At 60.6% G+C, this 24561-nt stretch carries 26 protein-coding genes; 11 read left to right on the forward strand and 15 right to left on the reverse strand.

The genetic code is table 11. The annotated features are described in order from the left end of the window. Nucleotides 1-71 precede the first annotated feature (71 nt). The 4 genes from LMTR21_RS29665 to gspD all read right to left on the reverse strand — a co-directional run bounded on the left by LMTR21_RS29665 (nt 72) and on the right by gspD (nt 4979). Nucleotides 72-1271 carry an IS91 family transposase gene (locus LMTR21_RS29665; RefSeq protein ID WP_065756975.1) on the reverse strand — a complete coding sequence of 400 codons (1200 nt, stop codon included), beginning with the start codon at nt 1269-1271 and terminating at the stop codon, nt 72-74. A gap of 14 nt (nt 1272-1285) precedes the next feature. Further along, on the reverse strand, nt 1286-2161 hold the full coding sequence (locus tag LMTR21_RS29670) for a tyrosine-type recombinase/integrase (RefSeq protein ID WP_187399165.1): 876 nt from the start codon (nt 2159-2161) through the stop codon (nt 1286-1288). 221 nt (nt 2162-2382) lie between these two features. Next, nucleotides 2383-2841 carry a hypothetical protein gene (locus LMTR21_RS29675; protein WP_065751170.1) on the reverse strand — a complete coding sequence of 153 codons (459 nt, stop codon included), beginning with the start codon at nt 2839-2841 and terminating at the stop codon, nt 2383-2385. Then, on the reverse strand, nt 2838-4979 hold the full coding sequence (gene gspD / locus LMTR21_RS29680; RefSeq protein ID WP_065751169.1) for a type II secretion system secretin GspD: 2142 nt from the start codon (nt 4977-4979) through the stop codon (nt 2838-2840). The genes LMTR21_RS29675 and gspD overlap by 4 nt, the downstream gene beginning before the upstream one ends. A gap of 448 nt (nt 4980-5427) precedes the next feature. Between gspD and LMTR21_RS40365 the strand changes: the two genes are divergently transcribed. Further along, nucleotides 5428-5595 carry a hypothetical protein gene (locus LMTR21_RS40365; protein WP_187399227.1) on the forward strand — a complete coding sequence of 56 codons (168 nt, stop codon included), beginning with the start codon at nt 5428-5430 and terminating at the stop codon, nt 5593-5595. A 16-nt stretch (nt 5596-5611) separates the two neighbouring features. Here LMTR21_RS40365 and LMTR21_RS29685 read toward each other — a convergent pair whose 3' ends face one another. Next, nucleotides 5612-5812: a hypothetical protein gene (locus tag LMTR21_RS29685; protein WP_065751168.1), complete on the reverse strand. Its 201-nt coding sequence runs from the start codon at nt 5810-5812 to the stop codon at nt 5612-5614. Between the two features lie 488 nt (nt 5813-6300). Here LMTR21_RS29685 and rfbF point away from each other — a divergent pair, with 488 nt between their 5' ends. Genes rfbF through LMTR21_RS29705 form a run of 4 tightly spaced genes read left to right on the forward strand, consistent with a single transcriptional unit; the run spans nt 6301 to nt 9639 of the window. Continuing rightward, nucleotides 6301-7071 (forward strand): glucose-1-phosphate cytidylyltransferase, encoded by a 771-nt coding sequence (gene rfbF / locus LMTR21_RS29690; protein WP_065751167.1) that lies wholly within the window; start codon nt 6301-6303, stop codon nt 7069-7071. A gap of 14 nt (nt 7072-7085) precedes the next feature. Continuing rightward, on the forward strand, nt 7086-8129 hold the full coding sequence (locus tag LMTR21_RS29695) for an NAD-dependent epimerase/dehydratase family protein (protein ID WP_065751187.1): 1044 nt from the start codon (nt 7086-7088) through the stop codon (nt 8127-8129). Between the two features lie 20 nt (nt 8130-8149). Further along, nucleotides 8150-8716: a dTDP-4-dehydrorhamnose 3,5-epimerase gene (rfbC, locus tag LMTR21_RS29700; RefSeq protein ID WP_065751166.1), complete on the forward strand. Its 567-nt coding sequence runs from the start codon at nt 8150-8152 to the stop codon at nt 8714-8716. Beyond that, nucleotides 8713-9639, forward strand: coding sequence for an NAD-dependent epimerase/dehydratase family protein (locus tag LMTR21_RS29705; protein WP_065751165.1), 927 nt, complete (start codon nt 8713-8715; stop codon nt 9637-9639). The genes rfbC and LMTR21_RS29705 overlap by 4 nt, the downstream gene beginning before the upstream one ends. A gap of 46 nt (nt 9640-9685) precedes the next feature. Here LMTR21_RS29705 and LMTR21_RS29710 read toward each other — a convergent pair whose 3' ends face one another. From LMTR21_RS29710 to LMTR21_RS29720, 3 genes are all read right to left on the reverse strand, one after another. Then, a complete protein-coding gene (locus LMTR21_RS29710; RefSeq protein ID WP_084030447.1) occupies nt 9686-9928 on the reverse strand; it encodes a hypothetical protein in 243 nt (80 codons plus the stop codon). Nucleotides 9929-9971: 43 nt separating this feature from the next. Beyond that, nucleotides 9972-10349: an H-NS histone family protein gene (locus tag LMTR21_RS29715; protein WP_057856415.1), complete on the reverse strand. Its 378-nt coding sequence runs from the start codon at nt 10347-10349 to the stop codon at nt 9972-9974. Nucleotides 10350-10649: 300 nt separating this feature from the next. Further along, nucleotides 10650-12113 (reverse strand): undecaprenyl-phosphate glucose phosphotransferase, encoded by a 1464-nt coding sequence (locus LMTR21_RS29720; protein ID WP_084030446.1) that lies wholly within the window; start codon nt 12111-12113, stop codon nt 10650-10652. 191 nt (nt 12114-12304) lie between these two features. Between LMTR21_RS29720 and LMTR21_RS29725 the strand changes: the two genes are divergently transcribed. Next, nucleotides 12305-12568: a hypothetical protein gene (locus LMTR21_RS29725; protein ID WP_065751163.1), complete on the forward strand. Its 264-nt coding sequence runs from the start codon at nt 12305-12307 to the stop codon at nt 12566-12568. Nucleotides 12569-12623: 55 nt separating this feature from the next. Here LMTR21_RS29725 and LMTR21_RS29730 read toward each other — a convergent pair whose 3' ends face one another. Continuing rightward, on the reverse strand, nt 12624-12971 hold the full coding sequence (locus LMTR21_RS29730) for a hypothetical protein (protein ID WP_065751162.1): 348 nt from the start codon (nt 12969-12971) through the stop codon (nt 12624-12626). Between the two features lie 264 nt (nt 12972-13235). On the opposite strand from LMTR21_RS29730, the gene LMTR21_RS29735 reads away from it, so the two are divergent. Together LMTR21_RS29735 and LMTR21_RS29740 are read left to right on the forward strand one after the other, a co-directional pair. Continuing rightward, on the forward strand, nt 13236-13658 hold the full coding sequence (locus tag LMTR21_RS29735; protein WP_065751161.1) for a hypothetical protein: 423 nt from the start codon (nt 13236-13238) through the stop codon (nt 13656-13658). A 129-nt stretch (nt 13659-13787) separates the two neighbouring features. Continuing rightward, a complete protein-coding gene (locus LMTR21_RS29740; RefSeq protein ID WP_141688135.1) occupies nt 13788-14804 on the forward strand; it encodes a hypothetical protein in 1017 nt (338 codons plus the stop codon). A 93-nt stretch (nt 14805-14897) separates the two neighbouring features. Here LMTR21_RS29740 and LMTR21_RS29745 read toward each other — a convergent pair whose 3' ends face one another. Together LMTR21_RS29745 and LMTR21_RS29750 are read right to left on the reverse strand one after the other, a co-directional pair. Further along, complete coding sequence (locus tag LMTR21_RS29745) at nt 14898-15617, reverse strand: PEPxxWA-CTERM sorting domain-containing protein (RefSeq protein ID WP_065751159.1); 720 nt, start codon at nt 15615-15617, stop codon at nt 14898-14900. 672 nt (nt 15618-16289) lie between these two features. Continuing rightward, the gene (locus tag LMTR21_RS29750) at nt 16290-16481 is read right to left on the reverse strand and encodes a hypothetical protein (protein WP_065751158.1); all 192 of its coding nucleotides are present in this window, start codon (nt 16479-16481) and stop codon (nt 16290-16292) included. Between the two features lie 135 nt (nt 16482-16616). Between LMTR21_RS29750 and LMTR21_RS29755 the strand changes: the two genes are divergently transcribed. The 3 genes from LMTR21_RS29755 (at nt 16617) to LMTR21_RS29765 (ending at nt 19808) form a co-directional block, all read left to right on the forward strand. Then, the gene (locus LMTR21_RS29755) at nt 16617-16811 is read left to right on the forward strand and encodes a hypothetical protein (protein WP_065751157.1); all 195 of its coding nucleotides are present in this window, start codon (nt 16617-16619) and stop codon (nt 16809-16811) included. A 306-nt stretch (nt 16812-17117) separates the two neighbouring features. Then, nucleotides 17118-18305 (forward strand): non-hydrolyzing UDP-N-acetylglucosamine 2-epimerase, encoded by a 1188-nt coding sequence (gene wecB / locus LMTR21_RS29760; protein ID WP_065751156.1) that lies wholly within the window; start codon nt 17118-17120, stop codon nt 18303-18305. Nucleotides 18306-18308: 3 nt separating this feature from the next. After that, a complete protein-coding gene (locus tag LMTR21_RS29765; protein WP_065751155.1) occupies nt 18309-19808 on the forward strand; it encodes a glycosyl transferase family protein in 1500 nt (499 codons plus the stop codon). Nucleotide 19809: 1 nt separating this feature from the next. Here LMTR21_RS29765 and LMTR21_RS29770 read toward each other — a convergent pair whose 3' ends face one another. The 4 genes from LMTR21_RS29770 to LMTR21_RS29785 form a co-directional block, all read right to left on the reverse strand. After that, nucleotides 19810-20115, reverse strand: a complete 306-nt coding sequence (locus LMTR21_RS29770; protein ID WP_065751154.1) for a hypothetical protein — start codon at nt 20113-20115, stop codon at nt 19810-19812. Nucleotides 20116-20429: 314 nt separating this feature from the next. Next, nucleotides 20430-22343, reverse strand: coding sequence for a nitric oxide reductase activation protein NorD (locus LMTR21_RS29775; protein ID WP_065751152.1), 1914 nt, complete (start codon nt 22341-22343; stop codon nt 20430-20432). A 3-nt stretch (nt 22344-22346) separates the two neighbouring features. Beyond that, nucleotides 22347-23156 (reverse strand): CbbQ/NirQ/NorQ/GpvN family protein, encoded by an 810-nt coding sequence (locus tag LMTR21_RS29780; protein WP_065751151.1) that lies wholly within the window; start codon nt 23154-23156, stop codon nt 22347-22349. Between the two features lie 58 nt (nt 23157-23214). Beyond that, entirely contained in the window at nt 23215-24561 is a 1347-nt protein-coding gene (locus LMTR21_RS29785) for a cbb3-type cytochrome c oxidase subunit I (protein ID WP_065751150.1), read from the reverse strand.

Here is a 24561-nt window from a genome sequence, read left to right on the forward strand (position 1 = left end):
TGGGCGCGCTCTGCCGTGGCTGGCGGAGGGGCAGCGGGCGCGACGCGCAGATTTGCGGGATTGTAACGCGGTCATGAGGTGTCGATCCTGATGACGGTCGCTGGAGCTGTCGGCCGATGCCGTGGCGTTGCGCCGCGTTCGAAGACCTCAATGATGATCATACGACCGCCGCAGCATGGACAGCTCGGCTTTTTGGGATCGACGGCGGCAGCGGTAGGCTGGTCGTCAGGTTTTGCAACGGCGAGCAGTTCACGGGCGCGGGCGATGTTGTCGGCACAAGCGCCTTTGGCGAACAGGCCGTAGTGGCGGATGCGGTGCAAGCCTTTGGGCAGGACGTGGATGAGGAAGCGACGGATGAACTCGTCGGTGGTGAGCGTCATGTGCTTGTATCGATCGCGGCCCTCGCTGCGGTAGTCCTTCCACTTGAAGGTGACGCCGCGATCGTCGAAGGCAATCAAGCGGCTGTTGGCGATGGCAACGCGGTGGGTGTAGCGCGACAGATAGGCCAGCACCGCCTCGGGTCCGCCGAACGGGCGCTTGGCGTAGACGATCCACTCGGCCTTGCGCAGCGGGGCGAGATAGGCCGCGAAGGATCGCGCATCGGCCAGATGGATGTTCTCGCCGAAGAAGCTGAGGCGGCCGGTCTGGTGGGCGGCGATGAGCTTCTCCAGGAACAATCGGCGGAACAGGCGGGAGAGCACGCGCACCGGGAGGAAGAAGCCCGGCCGGCAGGACACCCAGCGCTGGCCGTCGGGCGAGATGCCGCCACCCGGGACGATCATGTGCACATGCGGGTGATGGGTGAGCGCCGAGCCCCAGGTATGCAGCACGGAGGTGATGCCGATCTTGGCGCCCAGATGCTTCGGATCAGCGGCGATCGTCAGCATGGTCTCGGCCGAGACCTTGAACAGCAGGTCGTAGATCACGGCCTTGTTCTGGTAGGCGATGTCGGCGATGGCCGCCGGCAGCGTGAACACCACGTGATAGTACGGCACCGGCAACAGCTCGGTCTCGCGGTCGGCAAGCCAGTCTTTCGCGGCGGCGCCTTGGCACTTCGGGCAATGCCGGTTGCGGCAGGAGTTGTAGGCGATCGTCGTATAGGCGCAGTCCGCGCAGCGCGCGACATGGCCGCCCAGCGCCGCCGTGCGACAGCGCTCGATCGCCGACATCACCTTCAACTGATCGAGGCTGACATGGCCGGCATGGGCTTGACGCCATGCCGGGCCATGGTTGCGGAAGATATCCGCAACCTCCAAGGCCGGGCGCGACACGAGCGGCCTGCGCGTCAGCTGGGCGGTCGGCTCTCCTTGAGCTTGAGCGCGATATGCTCCAGCGGGCTCATGACCTCGCTGATCGTCTTGGTGGCGACGCGGGTATAGAGCGCCGTGGTGTCGAGCTTGGCGTGACCGAGCAGCACCTGGATGACGCGGACATCGATGTTCTGCTCGAGCAGGTGGGTGGCGAAGCTGTGCCGCAAGGTGTGCAGCGAGACGCGCTTGCTGATCTCCGCCATCTGCGCGGCGGCATGACAGGCACGATTGAGCTGGCGCGTGGTCATCGGCTGCGCCGGATCGCGGCCCGGGAACAGCCAGCCCTGTGGGCGCGCCGCCTTCCACCAGGTCCGCAGCAGGTCGAGCAAGCTCGGCGACAGCATGACATTACGGTCCTTGCCGCCTTTGCCCTGCTCGACGCGGATGATCATGCGCTTGCTGTCGATGTCGGAGACCTTGAGCGAGACCACCTCGGTGGCGCGCAGACCGGCGCCGTAGGCCACGCTCAGTGCCGCCTTGCATTTGAGCCCCGGTGCAGCATCGAGTAGCCGCGCCACCTCCTCGACGCTAAGCACCACAGGGAGCTTGCGCGGCTCGTGAATGATATGGGTATGTTCGACGATCTCGTGCCGCTTCAGCGTGACCCGGAACAAGAACCGCAAGGTCGAGACGGTCTGGTTGATCGTCGGCACGCCAACACCGCTCGCCGTCAGGTGAAGTTGGTAGCGGCGGACATCCTCGAAGCTCGCCGTATCGGGTGATCGCCCGAGAAACGCAGCGAAGTTCTTGATTCTTTGCACGTAGTCATGTTGGGTCTTCGGCGCGAACTTGCGGATCGTCATGTCTTCGATCATGCGCCGGCGCAACGGGCTCACTGCCTCGTCGGTCATGGGGATGCTCCTGTCTTGAGTGAGGTTGTCGAACCCCTCGATCTCAAGGCAGGACGCCCCGTTGCGCTATCCTCTTGGCTCCGTCGCCAGCCGCGGCGCCCTACCGCGCGAGCGGTTTAGTCCTTTGGCCCTTTTCGGACCTCACGCAATATAAGACTTGAGTCCGGTATGCGCACCAAAGCGGACGTCGGCCGAGCACTCTGATCTTATGGGTTCACGCCCTAGCCTTTTGAATTGAGCACGACCGGCGGCGGCATAGGTGGCACGGGCGGAGGCGGTGGCGGACGGACCGAGCCTTCGAGCTTCAGCCGCTCCTCGACAACGGCAGGGCCCGGCTCCATCACGGTGCAGCCCTTGTAGCGCTGCAAATCCGCCAGCGCGTCGAGCCGCCTGCGTTCATCGATGAGCTGCTTGGGCGCATCGAGCGGGTAGCGTTCGTAGCCGTAGCCCGCCAGCGGCCCGACCGCCAGCCAATATTCCAGCCGGGCGGCCCGCCGCGCCGCGTAACGGAACGACGCCGCGATGCCGCTGCAGCTCATGGATTCATCGACCGGCAGGACAGCATAGGGCGGCGGTGGTTCGACGATCGGATAGGCATAAGTGACGCAGCCGGCCAGCGAGCAGGTCAGGCTCGCCGACAGCGAGAAATTCCTCAACCAGGCTGCGGCTCGCTTCGTCACTGTGACGTTATCCGCTGAAAGGTGTTGGCCGGTGTCCGCTCGCGCGACGTCGTGTGCGGCATGTAGACATGCATCTTGCGCCGGTACTCTTCGGTCACGAGACGGCTTTCGGTGCCGTCGCGGACCACCTTGGGCGTGATCAGGATGACGAGCTCGGTCTTCTGAACCTGATCGCCCCGGTTGGAGAACGCAGCGCCGAGCCCGGGAATGTCGCCGAGCAGCGGGATCTGGTTGCTGGACTTGTGGGCCTGCTCCTGGATCATGCCGCCGAGCGCCAGCACCTCGCCATCGTTGACGACGACGGTGGTCTTGACGCGGCGCTGCTGGATGGTCGGCGAGTCGATTCCGGATGACGTGGTCTTCACGACCGCGCTGACTTCCTGCTCGATCTCGAGCTGCACCCTGCCGCTCTCATTGATGCGCGGCGTCACCGAAAGGATCACGCCGGTGTCCTGCATGGTGATCGAATTGACGATCGCCGTTTGCGCCGTCACGACGCTGGTCGCGGTCTGCGTGGTGATCGGCACCTGATCGCCGATCTGCAAGCGGGCCGTCTTGTTGTCGAGAACCATCAGCGAGGGTGTCGAAATAACGTTGACGCGCGTGAGCGCGTTCAATGCGCTGAGCGTTGACGCTATGTTGGCAGCGTTGACGGCATAGTTGAAGCCGGGGAAGACGGATGCGACGCCGCCGGTCAGCGCATTCGTAAATGTAGCAGTCGGCGTACGATTTTTCTGTAGCTGCCATTGCACGCCATATTGTAGCTTGTCGTTAAGCGTCACTTCGGCGATGACGGCTTCGATCAAAACCTGACTGGCGACGACATCCAGCCCCTGGATCACGCGAAGCACGCGCTGGTAATCCCGGTCATTGGCCATGATGAGAAGCGAGTTCTTGGTCTCGTCGGCCACGATCTTGAGCGGCGGCTCGGCGTCCGGTGCACTACCGCTGGACGACGGCGGCCGCTCCATCGGATCCTGCGCCACTGCGTCCGGCTCGTTGTTCAGCGCACGCTGCAGGCTCTGCAGATCATTGTTGCCGGGATTGACACCACCCCGGAGCAGCCCGGCCGCCGCGTTCTGATCCATATCCGTCACCGAGCCGCCCGGTCCGGGCGACCTGGCCGAGAAGCTGGCCTGCTTCGAGCGCGGTGAAACGCTGCGCGTCGGCTGCTTCACCACTTTCATTTCGTTCGAGAACATCGACTGCAGCACGCTGGCGAGCTCGGCGACGGGCCGGTTCTGCACCTGATAGACGTGAAGCTGCCGCTCGGAGCCGGCGGCCTTGGCATCGAGCCGCCTGATCCAGGTCTGCGCGCGCGGCAGGTAGCTCGGCTGCGACGTCACGACCAGGATGGCGCCAAGCCGGGTGTTGGCGATGAACCGCACGCGCCCCTTGAGTGGCCCTTCCTTTTCGGCGGCGAAGATCGCTTTCAATTCGTCGACCATCTTTTCCGGCTGCGAGGTTTTCACCGGAACGACGGCGAACGACATGCCCTTCATGACGTCGACATCGAATACCGAAATCGAGTCGAGCATGCTTTCGATCTCCGCCGGAGAGCCCTTCAGCGCGAGAATGTTGCGCTGGTCGTCGGCCTGTACGATGGCGCCTTTCGGCACCATCGGCTCGAGCACGCGGGCGACTTCGGTGGCGGAAACGTATTTCAGGGAAACCACGCGAATGCCGTTGCCGGCGATGGCGCTGTCGGCCGGACCGTCGCCGGTCGCGATCGCGCCCGTCGCGGCCTGGTCGGACGGCGCAATCCGGTAGGTGCCGCGGCTTTGGACCAGCACCGCGCCGATCGGCACCAGCGCGGTCTGGAACATCTCCAGCGCTTCGGCCTTGCTGACCGGACGCGTCGTTTGCACGGAAATGACGCCGTCGACGCGGGGATCGACGACGTAGTTCACGCCGATCATGTCGCCGAGGACGGTCTTGGCGGCTTGCTGAAGCGGAACACTCGCCAGATTGAGAACCACGTTGCCGTCGGCGCCGGCCGCCTTCCGCTTCGAATAGGTCCCGCCGATCATGCTGCCGCTGCCGCCGTCCATGACGGCAACCGCCTGCGACGAGGGTGACGGAAGCGGCACGGCCCCGGTCGGACCGCCGGCCTGGGCATAGGTTTCATCCAGAGACACCGGCTGCCCTGAAGTCAATCTCGGTTGCGACACCGTCGTCAGGGGCGTCGCGATGGGGGTGGTGGTGCAGCCCGAAACAACGAGTATGGCCGCCCCACAGGCGGCTAACCTCGTCGCACGGCTACGAGAAAACGACAAAGAAAACCCCCAAACAAACTTCGCGCCCTGAAATAAATTGGCACGTAAATAATCGGTAAAACATCATGGTTAATCGACAGTAAATCGGACCGCGCCCGCGGGAGAGGCGCGAAGCTGCGGCGTTTCGAAAGCAGCTTTGTGGGGAGAAAAATCAGGGGAGCAATGGGCCCGTTTCGGACCGTTTAATATTCATCCAAGGTAGAGTGAATATCGCTAGTTTGACCTGGGCGGGTGCCGGCAAAGCTGGCTGGATCAGGACGAAGCTGCTACATTTAATTTCGGCTTTTGCCTGAATGTCTGGGATGACCGTATGACGAACCTTGTCGCAGCTCCCGTGAGCGATACCTTCTCGATCGTTGGAACGTGCATCAACTGCACCGCTCCGGCCAGCCTGCTGGCGACCATGACCATCATCGCCATCGGCGTTACGCTGGCACTTCGCGCCGAGCGGCGCAGCGGCACTTCCCGCAAGGCCTGAGCGATCGACCAATCCATCAAGTGAGGTCGTCGGGCTCGTATTCGACGAACTTCTTGTAGATCCAACGCCTGCCGTCGTGCCGGCGCCATACCTTGCCCCACAACAGCCGCCCGGTAATCGAGCGCCTTGGCATCAAGACCGTCCAGAGATGCCAGGTATCGGCCCACGCCCGCTCCGGGCTGAGTGACGTGCTCTGAAACAGATTGTAGCGGCTCATCGGACTAACTCCGGCACAAAAGTGCTGGTCGCGCCGGCGCGGGGCGACGGCGTGTTCACATCTCAACTTGTCTGGAACGAAGGGAAGCCACCGCGGCTGTAATACATTCGAGTTTGCGCCGCAGCTCGCACACCTCCCGATATTTTTTCGCTAGATCCTCGGGCCGAGCCCGCGATTTACGTTTTATGACAACCTTCTGTTGCGGGCGATTTCGCTTCATGCTTCATCATAGCTCCGTCCGCGAACGGTTCAATTAAAGCCGCAGATTAAGCTAACCCATCAACCTTACTCAACCATATTCAACCTCAACGCGCACGATCCGCGGCATCGATTTTCAAGCCCGTTCCCGCAGGGGAACCCGTAAATTGACCGACGAAATCAAATAAACCATTCTGTCACGAAATGACGGTGCGGCCTCGCGCCCCTTCCCCATTTCATGTAGTGATACCGGTAAACCTATTAATCTCAACGAATTGAATGGCAAATTAATGCGCGCAGTATTGCTGGCCGGTGGCCTGGGAACCCGCTTTGCCGAGGAAACCGACGTCCGTCCCAAGCCGATGATCGAAATCGGCGGCAAGCCGATCCTGTGGCACATCATGAAGATCTACTCCAGCCACGGCATCAACGACTTCATCATCTGCCTTGGCTACAAGGGCTACGTCATCAAGGAATATTTTTCCAACTACTTCCTGCATCAGTCGAACGTCACGTTCGACCTTCGCGAAAACAGGATGGAGGTTCTGCAGAAGCACGCCGAGCCGTGGCGGGTGACGTTGATCGACACCGGCGAAGAGACCATGATCGGCGGCCGCATCAAGCGGATCCTCCCCTATATCGGCGATGACGACGCGTTCTGCCTGACCTACGGTGACGGCGTGGCCGATATCGACATCACCGAAAGCATCGCCTTCCATCGCCGCGAAGGACGGCTTGCGACCGTGACCGGCACGCAGCCGCCCGGCCGCTTTGGCGCCATCAACCATCAGGGCCCCCGCGTTACCGGCTTCCAGGAAAAGCCGCGCGGCGACGGCAACTGGATCAATGGCGGCTTCTTCGTGCTGTCGCCCAAGGTCGGCGACTACATCGAAGGCGACGCGACCGTGTGGGAAAAGGAACCGATGACGAAGCTGGCGGAAGAAGGCCAGCTCAGCGTGTTCCTCCACGACGGATTCTGGCACCCGATGGATACGTTGCGGGACAAGCGATATTTGGAAGATCTTTGGTCAAGCAATAAGGCTCCCTGGAAAAAATGGTAACGAAGAAAGATTCCATGCGTATTCTTATTACCGGTTCGATGGGCTATGTCGGCCCCATCCTGACGCGTCACCTCCGGCAGAAATTTCCGGACGCCGAACTGATCGGCTTCGATACCGCATTCTTTGCCCACAATCTTACCGGAACGACCAGGCTGCCCGAGTCGCTGCTGGATCGCGTGCATTTCGGCGATATCCGCAACTTCCCGCCGGAGCTACTCGATGACGTCGACGTCGTCGTCCATCTGGCGGCGATTTCGAACGACCCGATGGGGAAGGAATTCGAAGGCGTCACTGAAGCGATCAACGAAAAGGCCAGCGTCGCGCTTGCGCAGATGGCCGAGCAGCGCGGCGTCGGCCGCTTCGTGTTCGCCTCGAGCTGCAGCATTTACGGCGCCGCCGAAGGCCGCCCCAAACGCGAAAGCGATTCGCTCAATCCCCTCACCGCCTACGCACGGTCCAAGGTCGCGATGGAAAACGCGCTTCGCGCCAGCAACGCGGGCGAGATGACCGTCACGTGCCTGAGGTTTGCGACCGCTTGCGGCATGTCGGACCGTCTGCGGCTGGATCTGGTCCTGAACGACTTTGTCGCCAGCGCGCTGGCGACCGGCGAGATCACCGTGCTCAGCGACGGAACGCCATGGCGGCCGCTGATCGATGTGGCCGATATGGCCCGGGCCATTGAATGGGCGATCGGACGCGATGCCGACCAGGGCGGGCGGGTCCTCGTGGTCAACGCCGGCAGTAACAAGGGAAATTATCAGGTCCGCGACCTGGCGGAGGTCGTGGCCGAGCAGTTGCCCGGCACAAGGGTCAGCATCAACACGGCGGCGCCGCCGGATTTGCGTTCCTATCAGGTTGATTTTTCGCTTTTTGCCGAACTGGCTCCGGCGCATCTTCCCGCGGTCCCGCTCGCCCAGTCGGTCCGAAATCTCCATGCCGGACTGAACGGCATGAAGTTCTCGGACAAGGAATTCCGCACATCCGCGCTGATGCGACTGAAGACGCTCAAGGACCACATTGCAGTGGGTCGCCTGTCCACCGATCTCCGCTGGCAATAATCCTCGAAAGGCCTGACATCGTGAAGTTTCACCCTACGCCGCTTCATGGCGCCTACACGATCGAACTCGAAAAGCGCGGTGACGACCGGGGCTTTTTCGCGCGCTTCTTTTGCCAGAAGGAATTTGAAGCAGCCGGCGTGCCCATGCCGATCGTCCAGATCAATAACTCCCTGAGCGCGAAAGCCGGCACCCTGCGCGGGATGCACTATCAACTCGCGCCGGCCGCGGAGATCAAGGTAGTGCGCTGTATCCGCGGCGCGCTCTACGACGCCATCGTCGATCTGCGTCCGGACTCCCCGACCTTCGGCAAATGGTTCGGCGCCGAGCTCACCGCGGAAAACCGAACGATGATCTTCGTTCCGCAGGGCTTTGCACACGGCCTCATGACGCTCACCGACGACACCGAAGCGTTCTACCTGGTGAACGCGTTCTACGCTCCCGAACAGGAACGCGGCCTGCGCTTCGACGATCCGCGGTTTGGCATTGAGTGGCCGCGGCAGCCCGCGGAAATTTCGCCCAAAGACCAGAGCTGGCCAGACTTCGACCCCGTCTTTCATGGCATCGAATCCCTGCGAGGCCTGACGTGAGAATCCTTCTGACCGGAGGCAGCTCGTTCACCGGTCTGTGGTTTGCGCGCAGCCTTGCCACGAAAGGCCATACCGTCATCGCCCCCCTCAGGGGCAGCGACTATTCGGGGCTGCGCGGCAATCGCGTTGCCGAGCTTCGCCGTGTTGCCGAGGTCGTCGAGGACTGTCCCCTTGGCTCGGACCGCTTTCTCGATCTCGCTAGCACCGGCTCATGGGACCTGTTGTGTCAGCATGCGGCTCAAACAGGCGACTACCGCAATCCGGACTTTGACGTCATCGGCGCCGTCGCCGACAACACGAAAAATCTTGTCGCGGTCCTGAAGAAGATGATGGATCGTGGCCCGGTGGCCGTTGTGCTTACCGGCTCGGTCTTCGAGCAGGACGAGGGTGCGGGAGATGCGCCGCTCAGGGCTTTCTCGCCCTACGGACTGTCGAAGGGCCTCACCTGGCAACACTATCGCTTCCTGAGCGAGACCCAGAACTTCAATCTCGGAAAGTTCGTGATCGCGAACCCCATTGGCCCGTTCGAGGAGCCGCGGTTCTGCAACTATCTGATACGCTCCTGGTTCAAGGGCGAGGTGCCGGCGGTACGAACTCCCCTGTACGTGCGGGACAACATTCATGTTGATTTGCTGGCACAAGCCTACGCGAACTTTGCGGAGAGCGTGCCTCAGCGTCAGGGCATAACGAAGCTCAATCCGAGTTTCTATGTCGAGAGCCAGGGCGCCTTCGCCCAACGCTTCGCCGCCGAGATGTCATCCCGCCTTGGGATCCCCTGCCCCGTCACGTTGCTGCAGCAGCAGGAATTCACCGAACCGATGGTCCGGATCAATACCGATCGGATTGACGGGGCGGATTTCGGCTGGAGCGAAGCATCGGCCTGGGACGCCGAGGCTGAATTCTACAGGCAGGCCGCAAAATAGTTGCGGACGTCACATTCGCTCCGGCGATGGCGTTGCGACAAACCTGTTACCTGCTCCGGCAGCTTTGCCTGCAGGTTTGGGCCTGGCTGTCACAAGCGCTCTGGCAGGGCGCACCGAGCGTGGTCGGACATACGCGCTTGCAGGCATCATTCTGGCTGGCGCAGTTGGCAAAGCAGGCGTCACTGGCGGCATCGGCCAGGCGCAATTTACCGATCGAGACGTTGCTTTGGCCTGCAGCGGCGGTTCCAATCAGCAGCAGGGACAACGCTGCACAGAGCGCGAGCTTCATGGAGACCCCCCGATGATCCGGCGTGCGCGGCCGCCAAAGACGCCTATGCGCGGCGGCGGCGAGAACTTTCGCCGCTGCCTTCCGGCTTGCCAATCACGAATTCCTCGATCTTGTGACCGGTCTTGAGGGCGGCCGTAAGCCAGCGAGGCTGTTTGCCGCGACCCGACCAGGTTTCGGAAGGCTCGTCCGGATTTCGATATTTCGGGAATACACGGGGATACTTCCGGCGCTCGCGCGGCGCACTTCGCGCCTCCGCTGATTCCGGCTGGCGCATTTCCTTCTCGCGCCGAAGTTGCGCCAACCGTTTTTCAAGCTCGCGCTTCTCGGACGTCAACCGAACGGACAACACCTGACTGAGCTCCTCATGGAGCTGCCACAACTCGTCTACCGACATTCCATCGAAATTTGGCTTCTTGTTCATCCCGCTCGCGACCATCACGATTCGTAATGAACTATAAGTCCAGCGCCGGGCCTTTCCAGCAAAAATGTAGATTCGGCAGAAAATCTCCGCAGAACGCGAATTTACCGAGCGTCAAACCTAAGTGGTTCAAATATCTCTCAAATCGCGATCTGTGTCGGGATCGTTGCTTAAGATTTTCCTCAATTTTTGCAAGCGGACCGATAGTCACTAGACCGCAGGTGGCAAAGTTCCCTTTCGCTATCAGGCGGAACCAGTCAGTGTTTGGAAAGTCGCCAGCGAGCGCCGGCCACCTCGTTTCGATTAGTAAGCGTTGCGCTTACGCAATACTTCGAAAAAGGTCTTGATCACGATCTGGATGTCCAGCCACAGGCTCCAGTTGTTGATGTACCAGAGATCTAGTTTTACGCGTTCGGAGATGTGCTCGATCGTAGGTGTGCCGCCGCGCGCTCCGTTGCATTGCGCCCAACCGGTCATGCCAGGCTTGACGTGATGCCGGAAAGCATACTCGCTCAACACTGTCTCGAAATAATTGTCGTGGGCCAGCGCGTGTGGTCGCGGACCGATCAGGGACATGTCTCCCTTGAGGACATTCAATAACTGCGGCAGTTCATCGATGCTTGCCGATCGCAACAGACGGCCAATGGATGTCACCCGGGGGTCGTCGCGCGTAGCCTGCACGACGGCGGGCCCGTTTTCCTGCACGATCATGGTGCGGAATTTGAACATCATGAACTGCTTGCCGTTAAATCCCTTTCGGAACTGCCGGAAAATAACCGGGCCAGGACTGTCAAGCTTGATGGCGATCGCCGTGAGCGCCATGATGGGCAGAAAGAACACGAGCGCCAGCGATGCGATGACAATGTCCATCACGCGCTTGACGAAGCGCTCCGCGGCGCTGAGCGGCGCGCGTTGAATTTCGATGGCAAGGACGCGCTGGCGCGCCGATGACGCATAATTCGTCAACGTCCGAACCCGGATGTCGGGCAACAGCCGTACCGCAACCGGAAGCATCTTGACGTGCTCGCGGACGAACTCCAGCCGGCCCGCGTCCTCCCAGGGCACGGCGAGCATAACTTCCCGGCAATTGTTGCGCCTGACGAAATTTGCGGCTGCGTTGATGACGTTGACGTCGGTCGACTCGCGCGTCTCGTGGTCGTCGTCCGAACTGAGCGTGAAGCGGCTGACTTCAGACGTCCCGAAGAAGACCAGGAGATCCCGGGGCTCCAATGCGGCGATCTCCTCGAAATCGCCGATCAGCACGATGTCCCGTCGGCCGATCACGCCGCGTGACACGGCGGCCGCCAGGGCCAACTTGGTCCCCTTCCTGACCGCGAGCAATCCCGCCGGCGCGACAAAATAAAACACCACAAAGGCGCCGCGGGAATAATCGACACCGATCTTGAGCAGAAACGCAAAGAACGCGAGCAGCAAACCAGTCGTGAACCAGCAAATCAGTATCTCGCCGATCTCGACGCGCGGTTTGGCGCTGTCAGGAAAATCGTAATAGCCGTTTCCGCTCATGCGCAGGATGTGAATGAAGCTCGCCAACAACCCGACTGCGCAATGCGGGAGAATGTTCGGCACCGAGTTTCCGACGGAAAGCTGATAGCCGATGCCTCCTGCCACACTGGACAGCAGGATCACGAAGGCATCTGCTGTCGACAAGAGATAGGGGACGGCGTTGCTGGAGAAACGAGTCGGAGGACCGCCAGCGGATTGGTCGAGTTGGCCCACCTTGTTGCCGATATCCGCTCCAATCGACATACGAAAATGCCCGCGCAGTATTACTGAAACCAACTGCCTGATTATCGGCTGGGAGCCCATAAATCCGACAGACCTTCAAAGGTCTAAGTAACTCTTCGTTAATACCGGTGACCATACACTCGGCCGGAGTGCAACGCAACATTTAATCGGTTTGAATGCGCCTTTAACCGTTTTACGGAGCAAGTTGACAAATGTTGCCCATCCTCGCCTGCGTTGCCGGCATCTATGTGGGCCTTCATTTTAATATTCTGGCGCTGCTTCCACTCACTGTATTAGGCGCCGCCGCGTATATCGTCTCGGCCTGGGCCAACGGCCAAGGTTTGCTGGACAGTATAACCGCGGTGCTGCTTCCAATACTCACCGTTCAGGTGGGGTATTTTCTGGGGCTGACCAGTCGGCCGGCATATTTCCATTTGCGATCCCGGCTCAATATTTGGCACTCAGAGCGGGTATAATTCCGGGACTGCGATTTAAAGGCGGATTATCAGGCATTTTCCGCAGCAGGCGGGCCTATCGCACCTTGCCGGCGAAATACTGGTTGAAGGCTTCCTGGACGGCGCCCAGGCCCCCCAGTTGACGATCGAGTTCTTGCGTGCGCTTTTCTCCGGTCGCCATCTGCTGTTCGTATTCCTTGATCCTGGCCGCATCCTTGGCGTCGCGCGTCAGATATTCGTCGTAGTCGGTACCGGTGGCAAAGGCAGCCTGATCGCGCGCCGCATCGACGCGCGCACGCAAGGCATCCCTCTCCTTCCGGATTGAAGCAACCGCGGCCTCGATCGCCGCCGAAATCGAGCCGAGCCGTTCGCTGTCGGTTTGAGCGTCGCGCTCTGCGGAACGAACCTTGAAAGCCCATGCCATATCGAGTCTCCTTAGGCTTAACCGGTTTCGCAGCACTGCTCGCCGGACTGGCAAGACCGCGAGACCAACGTTGGAAAAGAAGTTATGTGCAGCCTACCGAACTGATGCCCAATCAACAACGTTGCTTTTTCCGGGAGAAACGAAAGGCTAGACTCCCGGATGATTCGGATTTCCGGATTAGCGACGAGCGTGCAAGCGTGTAGGATTGCCAAGCATATGCCGAGGTGACGACCGGACCGACGCAAGATGAGATTTCGAGACACATTGAAATTTGCTCTCGAACTGTTCGTGCCTGAAAGGCTCATGCACCCAGGCGGGAGCCTTGCGTCCGATCCGAAGCACGAAGCCTTGCAAGACGCTACACCGACTCCCGCGGAACGCGCACCGAATGGAAAGGCCCGCCGGATCATCGAGGAGCTGGACCATGGGAAATTCGGTGGTCCCTCGTTTGGTCCGCAAACGATCGAACTGATGTCGAAAGCTCTGGAGGATGTCGAGGCTTCATTGCCGCAACCGGCATCGGTCCAGCAGCTTCGCCTGATCGCCGCGACCATTTTGGAGGTAGCCGGCGACGGCGAACGCGATCCGATCCGGCTGAAGGCGGCGGCAATGTCCGCCCTCAAGCCGGACATTGGCGACGTGGATGGAGCGCCGCCACCGACGACTGACAGCGAGCGCTCGCTGTAAGCTGGCTAGGCAGATTGCTGGTCCTGCGCCTGTTTAAGCGAGTGATTTGCCACTCAAGCGGATGGCAAGCTATAAGCTGACCGGGCGGCTGCCTGAGCGTCTCGCCCGCTCGGCCTGGGGACAATCAAAGTGGTTCATCGTGAAGCTCCTAAATCGATCCTGGTTCACGTGCTTTTTGGACTGAGGAAACTTCTGGGCATTGCAACCTTTGCCCTGATCATCGTTCTGCTCGGCCCGAAGCTGTTTGTCCTGTTCGACAATCCAAAGAACGCAACGGTTCCAGCCAAACTGTTCGAGGCGCGCGAGTACATCCTCAGTAAATCGGCGCCAGTACTACATCGCTATGTGCCGACCAACATTGCCGGCAGCGATCGCTCGGACTGGATCCTGATCGGTCTCGCCATTGTCGTTACCATTTTTTCCGGCGCCGTCGCGCAGCGCTCGCAGACCGCGCAGAACCGGCGGCTGCTGCGAAAGTCGGCCCAGGCGTGGCGCCGGAAAGAGGGCGTGAAGCCGGGCTCCAGGCTCGACGCCGAACTGGAAACGACGCTGCGAATGGCGGAAAGCGACAAGGCTGTGAACCGTCAGGAGCTGTTGCGGGTGTTCGCCGAAACCAAGAAGAAGCTCGATACGTTCGGCCGCGAAGTCGCTTTCCTTGCCATCGACGTGGTCGGCTCGGCGGGGATGAAGGCCGGCGAGGATCCCGCTTCCATTCAGTATGACTTCGAGGAGTATCGAAAGCTCGTCGAGCGCATCTTCCGCGCCAGGGGCGTGTTGAAAACGGCGTGGACGCCCGACGGCGTGATGGCATGCTTCGCCCATGTGGAAGACGCCTGCCAGTCAGGCAAGGACGTCATCAAGAGTCTCAAGGTGTTCAACAGCGAGGTAAAGCTGTCGAAAGCCGATTTCTCCGTTCGCTGCGGCGTGAACGCGGGCCTGGTCTACTTCGACGATTCCACGCCGCTCGAGACGATCTCGGACCGCGTCATCGACGTCGCCGGGCACATGCAGAAGAATGCCGAGCCGAACACCGTGCTGGTGGCGCGCAAGATCATTGAGCCGTTGCGTCAGCTCGAGGAGTTCACCCACACCTCGCAAGTCATCGACGGCTACGAAGCCAGCGTCTGGCGGAATACCGGCTCTTAGGCCGCGCTCCCCCTCCCCACAATTTCAGTTCTTTGAACGGACAGAGGCCGCCAACTGAGGCGGCCCCTCGATCTCAAATCAGGGCTGACTGGATTAGGCGGCGCGAAGCGCGGCGTTGTTCCTGCGGCGATAAGCCATAAAGCCGACACCAGCGAAGCCGAGGATCATCATCGCCCACGTCGAGGGTTCGGGGACAGCGCTTGTGAACGTCGCCGAGAAGGTGGCATCGAAATGATTGGCTGAAGACCAAGCACTTTGAGTTTGACCAGGCGTTGGGAGCGGCACGGTGTCGGCGAAGATAGTGCTCCACACCAAAGTGCCAAGATAGGGGTTAGAGTTAACGTTGTTGCAGCCACTAAAGCTTAAACACGAACCAAAGCTTGCTGTGCCGGAGTTACCAGCGATTCCGTACGTACTCAGGAACGCCACGTATTTCTGGCCCTGCGTGACGTTGAGCCCAATGGGCGAGAAGTCGAGCAGACCGACTCCATTTCCGGATATCACCGGGCTCTGCCAGAGCATTGTGGTCGGCTTGGAGCCATCCCACGCGTACACTGCCCCATATAAGGAAGTGATGGTCGAGTTACTCAGGGTAAACTGAAAGTTAGTAAGCGCCCCCGTGATAGGAGCGGTGAACGTCTCACCCATGAATTGGGTTTGCTGACCACCAATCAGAGCGCCGGAAAGAGGGCCGTTGGGGTAACTATTTACTGGATTGCTGACGACAACAGCTGACGCGGGGGATGCACTTAGCGCCGCGATGCAGGTTATCGCGGCCACGGCCACGGCCGCGGCTGTCTTGATTTTGTTCATAGTACTTCCTTGATTTGCTAAGCTTAGCCTCGCCTCAGACAAGGCTTTCCTGGCCGCTGTGGCATGGCGGCAATTTACCGTCGTTTACCAGTATTAAATCGCTGTGACAGTTGCGTAACATTCCGGTTTTATTCCGGACCGCTGCTGCGCAAGTAAATGCGCCGCCAGATCAAAGCGGGCATCAGCGTCGGTTCGTCACGCTATCGCTTCCATGAGTGATGCGAGCTTTGTCGGGCAATGCCAACATCAACGTTTGCGCCAGCTTAAAGGCCGCCGCCAAGACATCGCTGCAGCCGTATGAAGCAACCGTCACACGAAGTTCTTCAGTCCATAATGCCGATAGCCGATGTTTGGATTTTTCAATTGGCAACGTGCAATGTGGGTCACGCCGGCCGCATGATGGACAGCCATTGCAAAAACGTGATGACAGGTTCGGGTCGGTTTCGCCCCGTCAAGCGGCCATCAGATAATGAGCAAATGGCGACGGCCCGGGGTTTTACGGGGTTAAGCTCCTAAAATCGCTCAAGACTTTCAATTGCCCCGCATTGACCGCCACAATATTATATTCTAGCTTTAATCTTTAATTGTTTAATTCTGTTTCCAGCGGTGGCGGCCGTGGATACCAAACTCAGTTCCGATTTGAGGCGATTGCGATACGCCCTTGAGGCAGTTTCAGCGGATTTGGACGCCATTGAACAACGCCCACATGCTTCGTTGCGCCTGGCCGCCGAAAACCTCGAGGGAAACCGGCGCGACGGGCTTGAGACATTCGTCAACCACTTTGTCTTCGCGGTAAAAAGCGGCGTCCTGCGGTAAACCACCGGCAGCCAGCCAAGCATCAATCCTTCCACCGCCATCGCGCAAGCGGCGAAAATCCCGGCAAGCCCATTTGCAAGCCCATTTGTATGGCATGGCCCCGCTAGGCCATTATCGGCTTCCTGATTGCGTTGAGACCCGGCCAAGGGGGGCGGGTCCAGGCTGTTCGGTTGAGATCACCTTATGCCGGTCGATATTGTAAATACCTATCTGGAGGTTCAGCAGCTTCGCAAAGCTGTCCGCAAGGCGGAACTTGACCTCATGATTTCTCTCGCGCGTCCCTCGAACCGCTCGCTCAGCACCGGGCGTGTGGATATCGGCGGCTCGCAGATGACCGATTCACAAATGCTTCTTTTAAAGCGGCTCAGGATTAACTGATCGAGCTTGGTGTGAGATCCGCCCCACCGCTCCGAACTCGGCGATCTTCAGCCGCAAAAAATCGCTTCCGGGTTGATGGTTAAACATTATGCCCGGCGCGCGGACATTTACCATGCGTCCAAGTCTAAGCTCCGCATTTCCACGGTAATGTCCGAAAATCCATTTAAATCAATTGTCTAATTTAGGGGCGCGGGCTAAATTGCCGCCGATTTCTAATCGTGCCGTCCGGGCAGGGATGATGGGGCGGGGTATTTCGGTTGGTGGTTCGTATCGTGGGGACGATGCGATGTTTTTTGAAAGCAAGGCATGCATCACCCTCGCAGAGAGCATTTCAGCAACTCGACCCCTGTCCGCACCTTTGTCTTCGTCGTTGGTACCCGCCCGGAAGTCATCAAGGTAGCCCCCATCGTCCGCAGGCTGCGCGAAGCCGAATGGGCGGTCGTTCGGGTCGTGACATCAGGCCAGCAGAGCGATCTCCTCGACAGCACCCTTGCCGAATTCGACCTCCGCCCGGACCTCTCGATCCGGCATCGCAGCAATTGTCACACGCCGGCGGCTCTCGCCAGCCTGCTCATTCGCCGCCTGGATCGCTATTTCGGGCAGGTTCGCCCCGATTGCGTTCTCGCCCAGGGCGACACGACGACCGCCTATGCGTCGTCGATCGCGGCGTTCTACCGCAAGATCGCCTTTGTGCATGTGGAAGCCGGACTGCGCACGCCAAGCCTTGATGCGCCCTTCCCCGAAGAATTTCACCGCCGTTCGATCGCCGTATCCACATCCCTTCACTGCGCGCCCACATCGGCCGCGGCACAGAACCTTGTGCGGGAGAACATTGCGCGGGAGAAGATCATCGTTTCCGGAAATACGGTGATCGACTCCCTGCTCGAAGTCGCGGCTTCAAAACCGGCGCTGCCCGCCGACTTTCCGAGGTTGCGGACCATCCTTCTCACAGCGCATCGGCGGGAGAATTTTGGCGAGCCGCTGCGCGATGCGTTCACCGCGATCAAGGCCTTCGTCGACCTCAATCCCGATGTCGCCGTGTATTTTCCGGTTCATCCCAATCCAAACGCACGCGAAACGGCGATCGAGATCCTTTCGGGTCATCCGCGGGTCAGGCTGGTCGATCCGCTCGGCTACCGCGATGTCGTCGCCGCAATACAGAATGCCTGGTGCGTGGTGACCGATAGCGGCGGCCTTCAGGAAGAGGCGCCCGCGCTTGGCAAGCCCGTTCTGGTGTTGCGCGACGTGACCGAGAGGCCTGAGGCGGTAGCATCAGGGGTTGTCGAACTGGTCGGAACCTCTCGCGAGGCGGTATTCGGCGCGTTGTCCGAGTTGAACAAGAACAACGCGAAATATACCCGCATGGCCCGGCCGGTATTTCCCTATGGGGACGGCCACGCCAGCAAGCGGATCGTCGAGGCCCTCTACCGGCAATTCGTCCTGCCGCCGCAAATGCGCTCCGCCGAAATCGTTCAGCTTCACCACGCGTCCTGAGAAATGACACAAGCCCCCGCCTTCATCTTCCAATACCTCTATGTCGTCGAGATTCTGATGCTGATCGCGGCTGTGATCATCACGATCTCCAGCTTCGACGATCTGTTTGTGGACCTGCTGTACTGGACCAGCCGGCTGATGGGCACGGCGGATGCCAAGTCCAAGGAATTGCCTAGCGTTGAGATCCTCGAGCAAATCCCCGAGCGCCCGATCGCCATCATGGTGCCGTGCTGGAAGGAGCACGACGTCATCTTTTCGATGCTGTCATCGAACTCCCGGCTCGTGCGCTACGAGCGCGCGCATTACTTCGTCGGCGTCTATCTGAACGATCCCCTCACCCAGGCCGAGGTGCGCAAGGCGCAGGGGCTGTACAAAAACATCCACATGGTACTGGTGCCGCATGACGGCCCGACCAGCAAGGCCGACTGCCTGAACCAGACGATCTCCGACATCTTCATGTTCGAGGCCGAGCATAACATCCAGTTTGCGGGAATCGTGATGCACGATTCCGAGGACCTCATTCATCCGCTGGAGCTCAAGCTCTTCAACAAGCTGGTCGACGTCTACGACTTCATCCAGTTGCCGGTCTACTCGTTCTCCCGGCCGATCACTTCGCTCATCGCGGGCCTCTATATGGACGAGTTCGCCGAGATGCACACCAAGGACCTCGAGGTCCGCCAGCGCATCAGCGGCGTCATTCCCTGCGCCGGCGTTTCCGCATGCTTCAGCCGGGAGGCGATCCAGCATCTCAACGATCAGAATCAGGGCGAGGCCTTCCGTACATCGTCGTTCACGGAAGACTACGACATCGCGTTCCGCGTCTCGGAGCTCGGATTCAAGTCAGCGTTCATCGCCTATCCGGCCAGCTATGCGATCGACATCGATATCGACAGTGGCAACCCCGGCATTCTGCACCGAACCCTTCCGGTGGCGACCCGCGAATTCTTTCCGTCAGGCCTCGAGGCTGCCTATCGCCAGCGCGCACGCTGGTTGCTCGGCATCGTGTTCCAGGGCGCGCAGGAGCACGGTTGGAAAGGCTCGCTCGGGACCAAATATTTCCTGGCGCGGGACAGAAAGGGCGTGATCACCAGCCCAGCCGTCATGCTGGCCTATTTTGCGCTCGCCAATCTGACCATATTCGAACTCTATCGGGCGGTTTTCGATCCCGAAAGGCAGTTTGTTTATTCGCTGTTGAACCAGAACTGGGCGATGTGGCTGTTCTTTGTGAACTTCCTGTTTCTGATCTGGCGCCTGTTCAACCGAATGACGTTCACGGGCATGATCTACAATTTACGTCACGCCCTGATGGCGGCGCCGCGACTGGTCGTCGGAAATTTTGTCAACTTCTTCGCAACCTGGCGCGCCGTGCGCATCTATATGAGTCACCGGATATCCGGCACAGCGCTGGTGTGGGACAAGACCTCCCACTCCTACCCGGTGCACATGGGCGACCTCACCCTGCCCCGGCCGGCCGTGGCTGCTGATAGCGCCGGAGCCGAATAGCCTAAGCCGCCAGCAGCGGTTTACCTTCGCGCTGCTGCGCAGCGGCCGGGCTTGGACCAAGGATGAGACGCGCGAACGAACGCATTCCCAGGAGAGCTGCGCAGACCGCGAATGCAACGAGCTGGAGGCTGGGGTAGAAAACAACCGCGCCGAGAACCAGCCAGCCTGCGGCGATGGCAAGGAAGTCGGTCAGCCCAGAGCTTTTCCCGTTGGCGGAATCCAGGCCCTGATCGAGCGCATTGGCGATCGCATCAAAGCCTTCAATCGCATCCCTGCTGGTCGGACCGGCCAGATCACGTGAAAACATCAGACACCCCCAAAGAGCCTCTCGCGGGCTCTCAGGGGATTTGGCGGGATGACTATTGCCCGCCGCTCAAACTGACCGTTACAGTTTTATCCATATGGCTTTTTCGCGTGCGAAGGCGCTGCGCCTCCCGGGGCATGAATAATTCCAGCCCAACGCATTCGTTAGGATTTTAATAATGGCCTCCTGGAGAGGACCCACCTGATGCTCCTGGGCTTCGCCGGTGTTGGCTTCGCATATCGCCGCCGATCCAGGCTTGCCGCCGCGGCAGCCTGAGTTCCGGCTGCCTGGACTTGCGTTGATCCTGGCAGCCATCGTCAGCGGGCCAATTGCCGGTAGATCGCCGGAAGCGCCGCCGGCAAGCGGCTGATGTTGCCGACGATGGCGTAGCCGCCGCGTCCGAACAGGGCGGGAAAGTAGGATTGGGCGCCGGCGTCGACCGTGACGCCGAACACCGCAACGCCTAGCCGCCGGGCCTCGCGCACCGCCTTGCGGGTATCTTCCACCGCAAAGCGGCCTTCATAGTGATCGACGTCGTTCGGCTTGCCGTCCGTCAGCACCAGCAGCAGCTTCTTGCGCTGCGGTTGGCCGGCAAGCTCGGCGGCGGCATGGCGGATGGCCGGGCCGATGCGCGTATAGTAGCCCGGCTTGAGCGCACCGATCCGTCGCTCAACGGCAGCTCCCATCGGCTCCTCGAACGACTTGACGGCCTCGATGCGTATCCAGGATCGCCGCCGCGATGTGAAGGTCAGGATGCTGTGATGGTCCCCGCAGGCGGAAAGCCCATGCGCCAGGATGAGCAGCGCTTCCTTCTCCACGTCGAGAACGCGGTGACCATCGACCCACGCATCCGTGGAAAGCGAGACATCGACCAACAACGTTGCCGCGAGGTCGTGTCGCTGCGGACGCATCGCCAGATGGACCCGATCGATCGATCCGCTGCCCGCCCGCAGATCGCATCGAGCGCGGACGAGCGCATCGATATCCAGGTCGAACCCGTCTGCCTGGCCGCGCATCACCTCGTGCTGCGGCCGCAGCGCCTCGAAGCGCCGCCGCACATGACGGACGTGCCGCAGAATGTTTGCATCCGGCGTCCAGCTTTCGCCGATCTCCGGCGCCTGCCCCGTCAACACCCGGCAACAATCTGGCAGATAGACACCGGCGCGATAGTCCCATTCCGGATAAAGACGACCGGCGTCGAGGCGCGTGACATCGATGGTTTGCGGCGGCAGATCCAGGTCGAATTTCAGCCTTGTGGCAGGCTTGCCGCTGCGGCGGCCGATCGCGAGTTCGTCGAGGTCGTCGGCCGCCTTGCGCGCATCTTCGTCCTCACCATCGTCCGAAGGGCGGTCGACATTCACCATTTCCGCCATCGCGAGTATCTTCTCGAAGCGGTTCAGGATGAACGGATCGCGCTTTCCGCCGTCGTCGGCCTCGCGGACAGCCCTGCGCTTGCGCGTATCGGGCAAGTCGGTCTCATCGCCTGGCACAGGCGCATCGTCATCCTCGACCTTTGCAGGAACGGTCGCGCGTATCCAGCAATCTCCCCACAGCGGACAAGGCAGCATTGATCGATATCCGGGCGGCGCTTTTGCCGGCAGATCGCCGGTGCCGATCACGACTGGCCACAGCCGGCCTTGCGGAGGCGCATCGGCTCCGAGCAGCGCCCGCACGATGCGCTCGACCTCCTGCTCTGCCCGAGGCAGGGGTCTGCGGGGGCGCGCTTGCGCGATTGCCGCCGCCAGACGCTCGTATGAAAGGATCAGGCCAGGAAACAGCACCTTTACTTTTTCGACCGTCTCGCGGGCGCGCCGCAAGGTCAGGAGATCGCGCCGCAGCGGATCGGTCTCGTCGATCGTCATCACCGGCGCTGTGGCAAACCACGCCGCCAGCCAGCGATAGAGCAAGGCGTTGAGCTCGCGATTCGGAAACAGGGCGATGCGCTCAGGCAGAAAGACGGTCGCCCGATCGCGGCCGGGATGATCGAGATTCTCGTCGCCAAGGCCGATGCGTTGCCGCCAGCCGAGCCGATGGCCAGACTTTCGCGACTTGGCGCCGGCGATCTGCACGCCCGCCTCCCCGCCCAGCGCGCGGAACATGACGGCAATCTGTCCCTGCACTTCCGCAAGCGTCGCGGCTTCCCCGGCATAAACGAGATAGCTCGCCGTAGCGCCCACCAGCCGATGCCAGACGCGGCCAACCGTCTCCTCAAGTTCGAGGAAATCGAGCATGTCTCATCCAATCACCGCTCGGGCCACATCGAGCAGCGCGGCTTTGACGTCGGCATCATCAGTAAGTGGCTCGATCATGCCGGCAAGCACGGCATCCACGGTCGGAACTCCCGCTGCAATCAGCGATGCGCAGTAGACGATCAGGCGCGTCGATACGCCCTCTTCGAGATCCTGTCCCTTGAGCGCACGCAGCCGGCCGGCAAGCGTCACCAGCGGGTGCACGCGCTCCGGCGCAAGTCCGCTCTCGGCAGCGACCACCTCGATTTCCTGCTCCGCGGCAAGAAAGTCGAATTCGATCGCTACAAAGCGCTGACGCGTGGACGGTTTCAAAGCCTTCAGCAGACTTTGATAGCCGGGGTTGTAGGACACGACCAGCATGAAGCCCGGCGGCGCGACCAGCTCTTCTCCTGTGCGCTCGAGCGGCAGGATGCGGCGATCGTCCGTCAACGGGTGCAGCACCACGGTGACGTCCTTGCGCGCTTCCACGACCTCATCGAGGTAGCAGATGCCGCCTTCCCGCACGGCGCGGGTCAGCGGACCGTCGGTCCACACCGTGTCTCCGCCTTTGAGCAGATAGCGCCCGGTGAGATCGGCCGCGGTGAGATCGTCGTGACAGGCGACAGTGTGCAGCGGCAAGGAGAGTCGCGCCGCCATGTGGGCAACGAAGCGGGTCTTGCCGCAGCCGGTCGGCCCTTTCAGCAGAACCGGCAGACGACGCCGCCAGGCGTGCTCGAACAGGGTGCACTCGTTGCCGCTTGGAACATAGGCCGGAATCTTGGATGTCGCTTCGACGGCGTGAAGTACGGCCTTCATATCAAATCTCCAGCATTAGAGCGGCGGCCGGCCGCGTCGATGACCGGCCGCCTGAAGCCTATTCGGCGGGTTGGAGTGCGCCGGGCGCGACCACCGGGCGTTCGCGGCCCGGCACCAGAACCGCCCACACGAACATCAAGGCCGAGATCAGAACGAACACGCCGGAGCCGAGCCGGACCCAGTAGAATACCGCAAGCTGGTCCTGCACCTCCATGAAGCCCTGACCCAGCACGCGTTGCAGATGAACCTGGATCACGCCGGCGAAGGTCAGCGCAAAGGTCATCGTCATCATGGCGGTGCACATGATCCAGAAGCTCGCCATGCTGAGCCACTGATTGTACGGCGCTCTCTGGCGCAGTTGCGGGATCGCGTAGGCCATGACGGCAAGGTTCAGCATCACGTAGGCACCGAAGAACGCAAGGTGTCCGTGCGCCGCCGTCACCTGCGTGCCGTGCGTGTAGTAGTTTACCGAGGACAAAGTGTGCAGGAAGCCCCACACGCCGGCGCCGAGGAATGCCATCACGGAGCAGCCGACCGACCAGAGCAGCGCAGCCCGGTTCGGATGTTTGCGACCTGCCTTCCAGGTCATCTGCACGGTGAAGATGACCATGGTGAAGAACGGGGCGACCTCGAGCGTGGAGAACAGCGAACCGATCCACTGCCAGTAGCCGGGCGCGCCGATCCAGTAGAAGTGGTGGCCGGTACCGAGGATTCCGGAGAACAGCGCAAGGCCAATGATGACGTAGAGCCACTTCTCGACCACTTCGCGATCGATTCCGTTGAGCTTGATCATCAGGAAGGCCAGCACGGAAGCCATGATGAGCTCCCAGACGCCTTCGACCCAGAGATGCACGATGTACCACCAGTACATCTTGTCGACCGCAAGATTCTTCGGAGTATAGAACGCAAACAGGAAGAAGATCGCGACGCCCCAGAGGCCGAACAACAGGATGTTGGTGACTGTCGTCTTTCTTCCCTTCAAGGCCGTCATCGTCACGTTGAAGAGGAACATGAGACAGACGACGACGATCCCGATCTTGATAACGAACGGCTGTTCGAGGAATTCGCGGCCCTCGTGGTAATGGAAGAGATAGCCGACCACGGCGGCGCCGGCAGCGCCGAAGAACATCCAGAACTGGATCTTCGCCAGCAACGGGCTATACAGTTCGGTCTCGGTCTCCTCCGGCAGAAGATAGTATGTCGCTCCCATGAAACCGATGAGTGACCACACGATCAACGCGTTGGTATGTATCATCCTGACGATGTTGAACGGCAGGAGAACGGACAGGGTGTTCGGAAGGACGTAGATGGTGCCGGCCAAAACGCCGAACAGCACCTGAGCGAGGAAAAGCGTCAGCGCGCCGTAGAAATACAGCATCGCAACTTTCTGGGTTTCGTATCTCAT

This window comes from Bradyrhizobium paxllaeri (genome assembly GCF_001693515.2).
Lineage (GTDB): Bacteria > Pseudomonadota > Alphaproteobacteria > Rhizobiales > Xanthobacteraceae > Bradyrhizobium > Bradyrhizobium paxllaeri.

Coding starts and splice junctions, on each gene's coding strand:
- LMTR21_RS29710 (WP_084030447.1), bottom strand. CDS start 9,928: ATGAAGCTCGCGCTCTGTGCAGCGTTGTCCCTGCTGCTGATTGGAACC.
- wecB (WP_065751156.1), top strand. CDS start 17,118: ATGCATCACCCTCGCAGAGAGCATTTCAGCAACTCGACCCCTGTCCGC.
- rfbF (WP_065751167.1), top strand. CDS start 6,301: ATGCGCGCAGTATTGCTGGCCGGTGGCCTGGGAACCCGCTTTGCCGAG.
- LMTR21_RS29720 (WP_084030446.1), bottom strand. CDS start 12,113: ATGTCGATTGGAGCGGATATCGGCAACAAGGTGGGCCAACTCGACCAA.
- LMTR21_RS29685 (WP_065751168.1), bottom strand. CDS start 5,812: ATGAGCCGCTACAATCTGTTTCAGAGCACGTCACTCAGCCCGGAGCGG.
- LMTR21_RS29670 (WP_187399165.1), bottom strand. CDS start 2,161: ATGACCGACGAGGCAGTGAGCCCGTTGCGCCGGCGCATGATCGAAGAC.
- LMTR21_RS29730 (WP_065751162.1), bottom strand. CDS start 12,971: ATGGCATGGGCTTTCAAGGTTCGTTCCGCAGAGCGCGACGCTCAAACC.
- LMTR21_RS29725 (WP_065751163.1), top strand. CDS start 12,305: ATGTTGCCCATCCTCGCCTGCGTTGCCGGCATCTATGTGGGCCTTCAT.
- LMTR21_RS40365 (WP_187399227.1), top strand. CDS start 5,428: ATGACGAACCTTGTCGCAGCTCCCGTGAGCGATACCTTCTCGATCGTT.
- LMTR21_RS29695 (WP_065751187.1), top strand. CDS start 7,086: ATGCGTATTCTTATTACCGGTTCGATGGGCTATGTCGGCCCCATCCTG.
- LMTR21_RS29745 (WP_065751159.1), bottom strand. CDS start 15,617: ATGAACAAAATCAAGACAGCCGCGGCCGTGGCCGTGGCCGCGATAACC.
- LMTR21_RS29755 (WP_065751157.1), top strand. CDS start 16,617: ATGCCGGTCGATATTGTAAATACCTATCTGGAGGTTCAGCAGCTTCGC.
- LMTR21_RS29770 (WP_065751154.1), bottom strand. CDS start 20,115: ATGTTTTCACGTGATCTGGCCGGTCCGACCAGCAGGGATGCGATTGAA.
- LMTR21_RS29765 (WP_065751155.1), top strand. CDS start 18,309: ATGACACAAGCCCCCGCCTTCATCTTCCAATACCTCTATGTCGTCGAG.
- LMTR21_RS29715 (WP_057856415.1), bottom strand. CDS start 10,349: ATGAACAAGAAGCCAAATTTCGATGGAATGTCGGTAGACGAGTTGTGG.
- LMTR21_RS29785 (WP_065751150.1), bottom strand. CDS start 24,561: ATGAGATACGAAACCCAGAAAGTTGCGATGCTGTATTTCTACGGCGCG.
- LMTR21_RS29780 (WP_065751151.1), bottom strand. CDS start 23,156: ATGAAGGCCGTACTTCACGCCGTCGAAGCGACATCCAAGATTCCGGCC.
- LMTR21_RS29775 (WP_065751152.1), bottom strand. CDS start 22,343: ATGCTCGATTTCCTCGAACTTGAGGAGACGGTTGGCCGCGTCTGGCAT.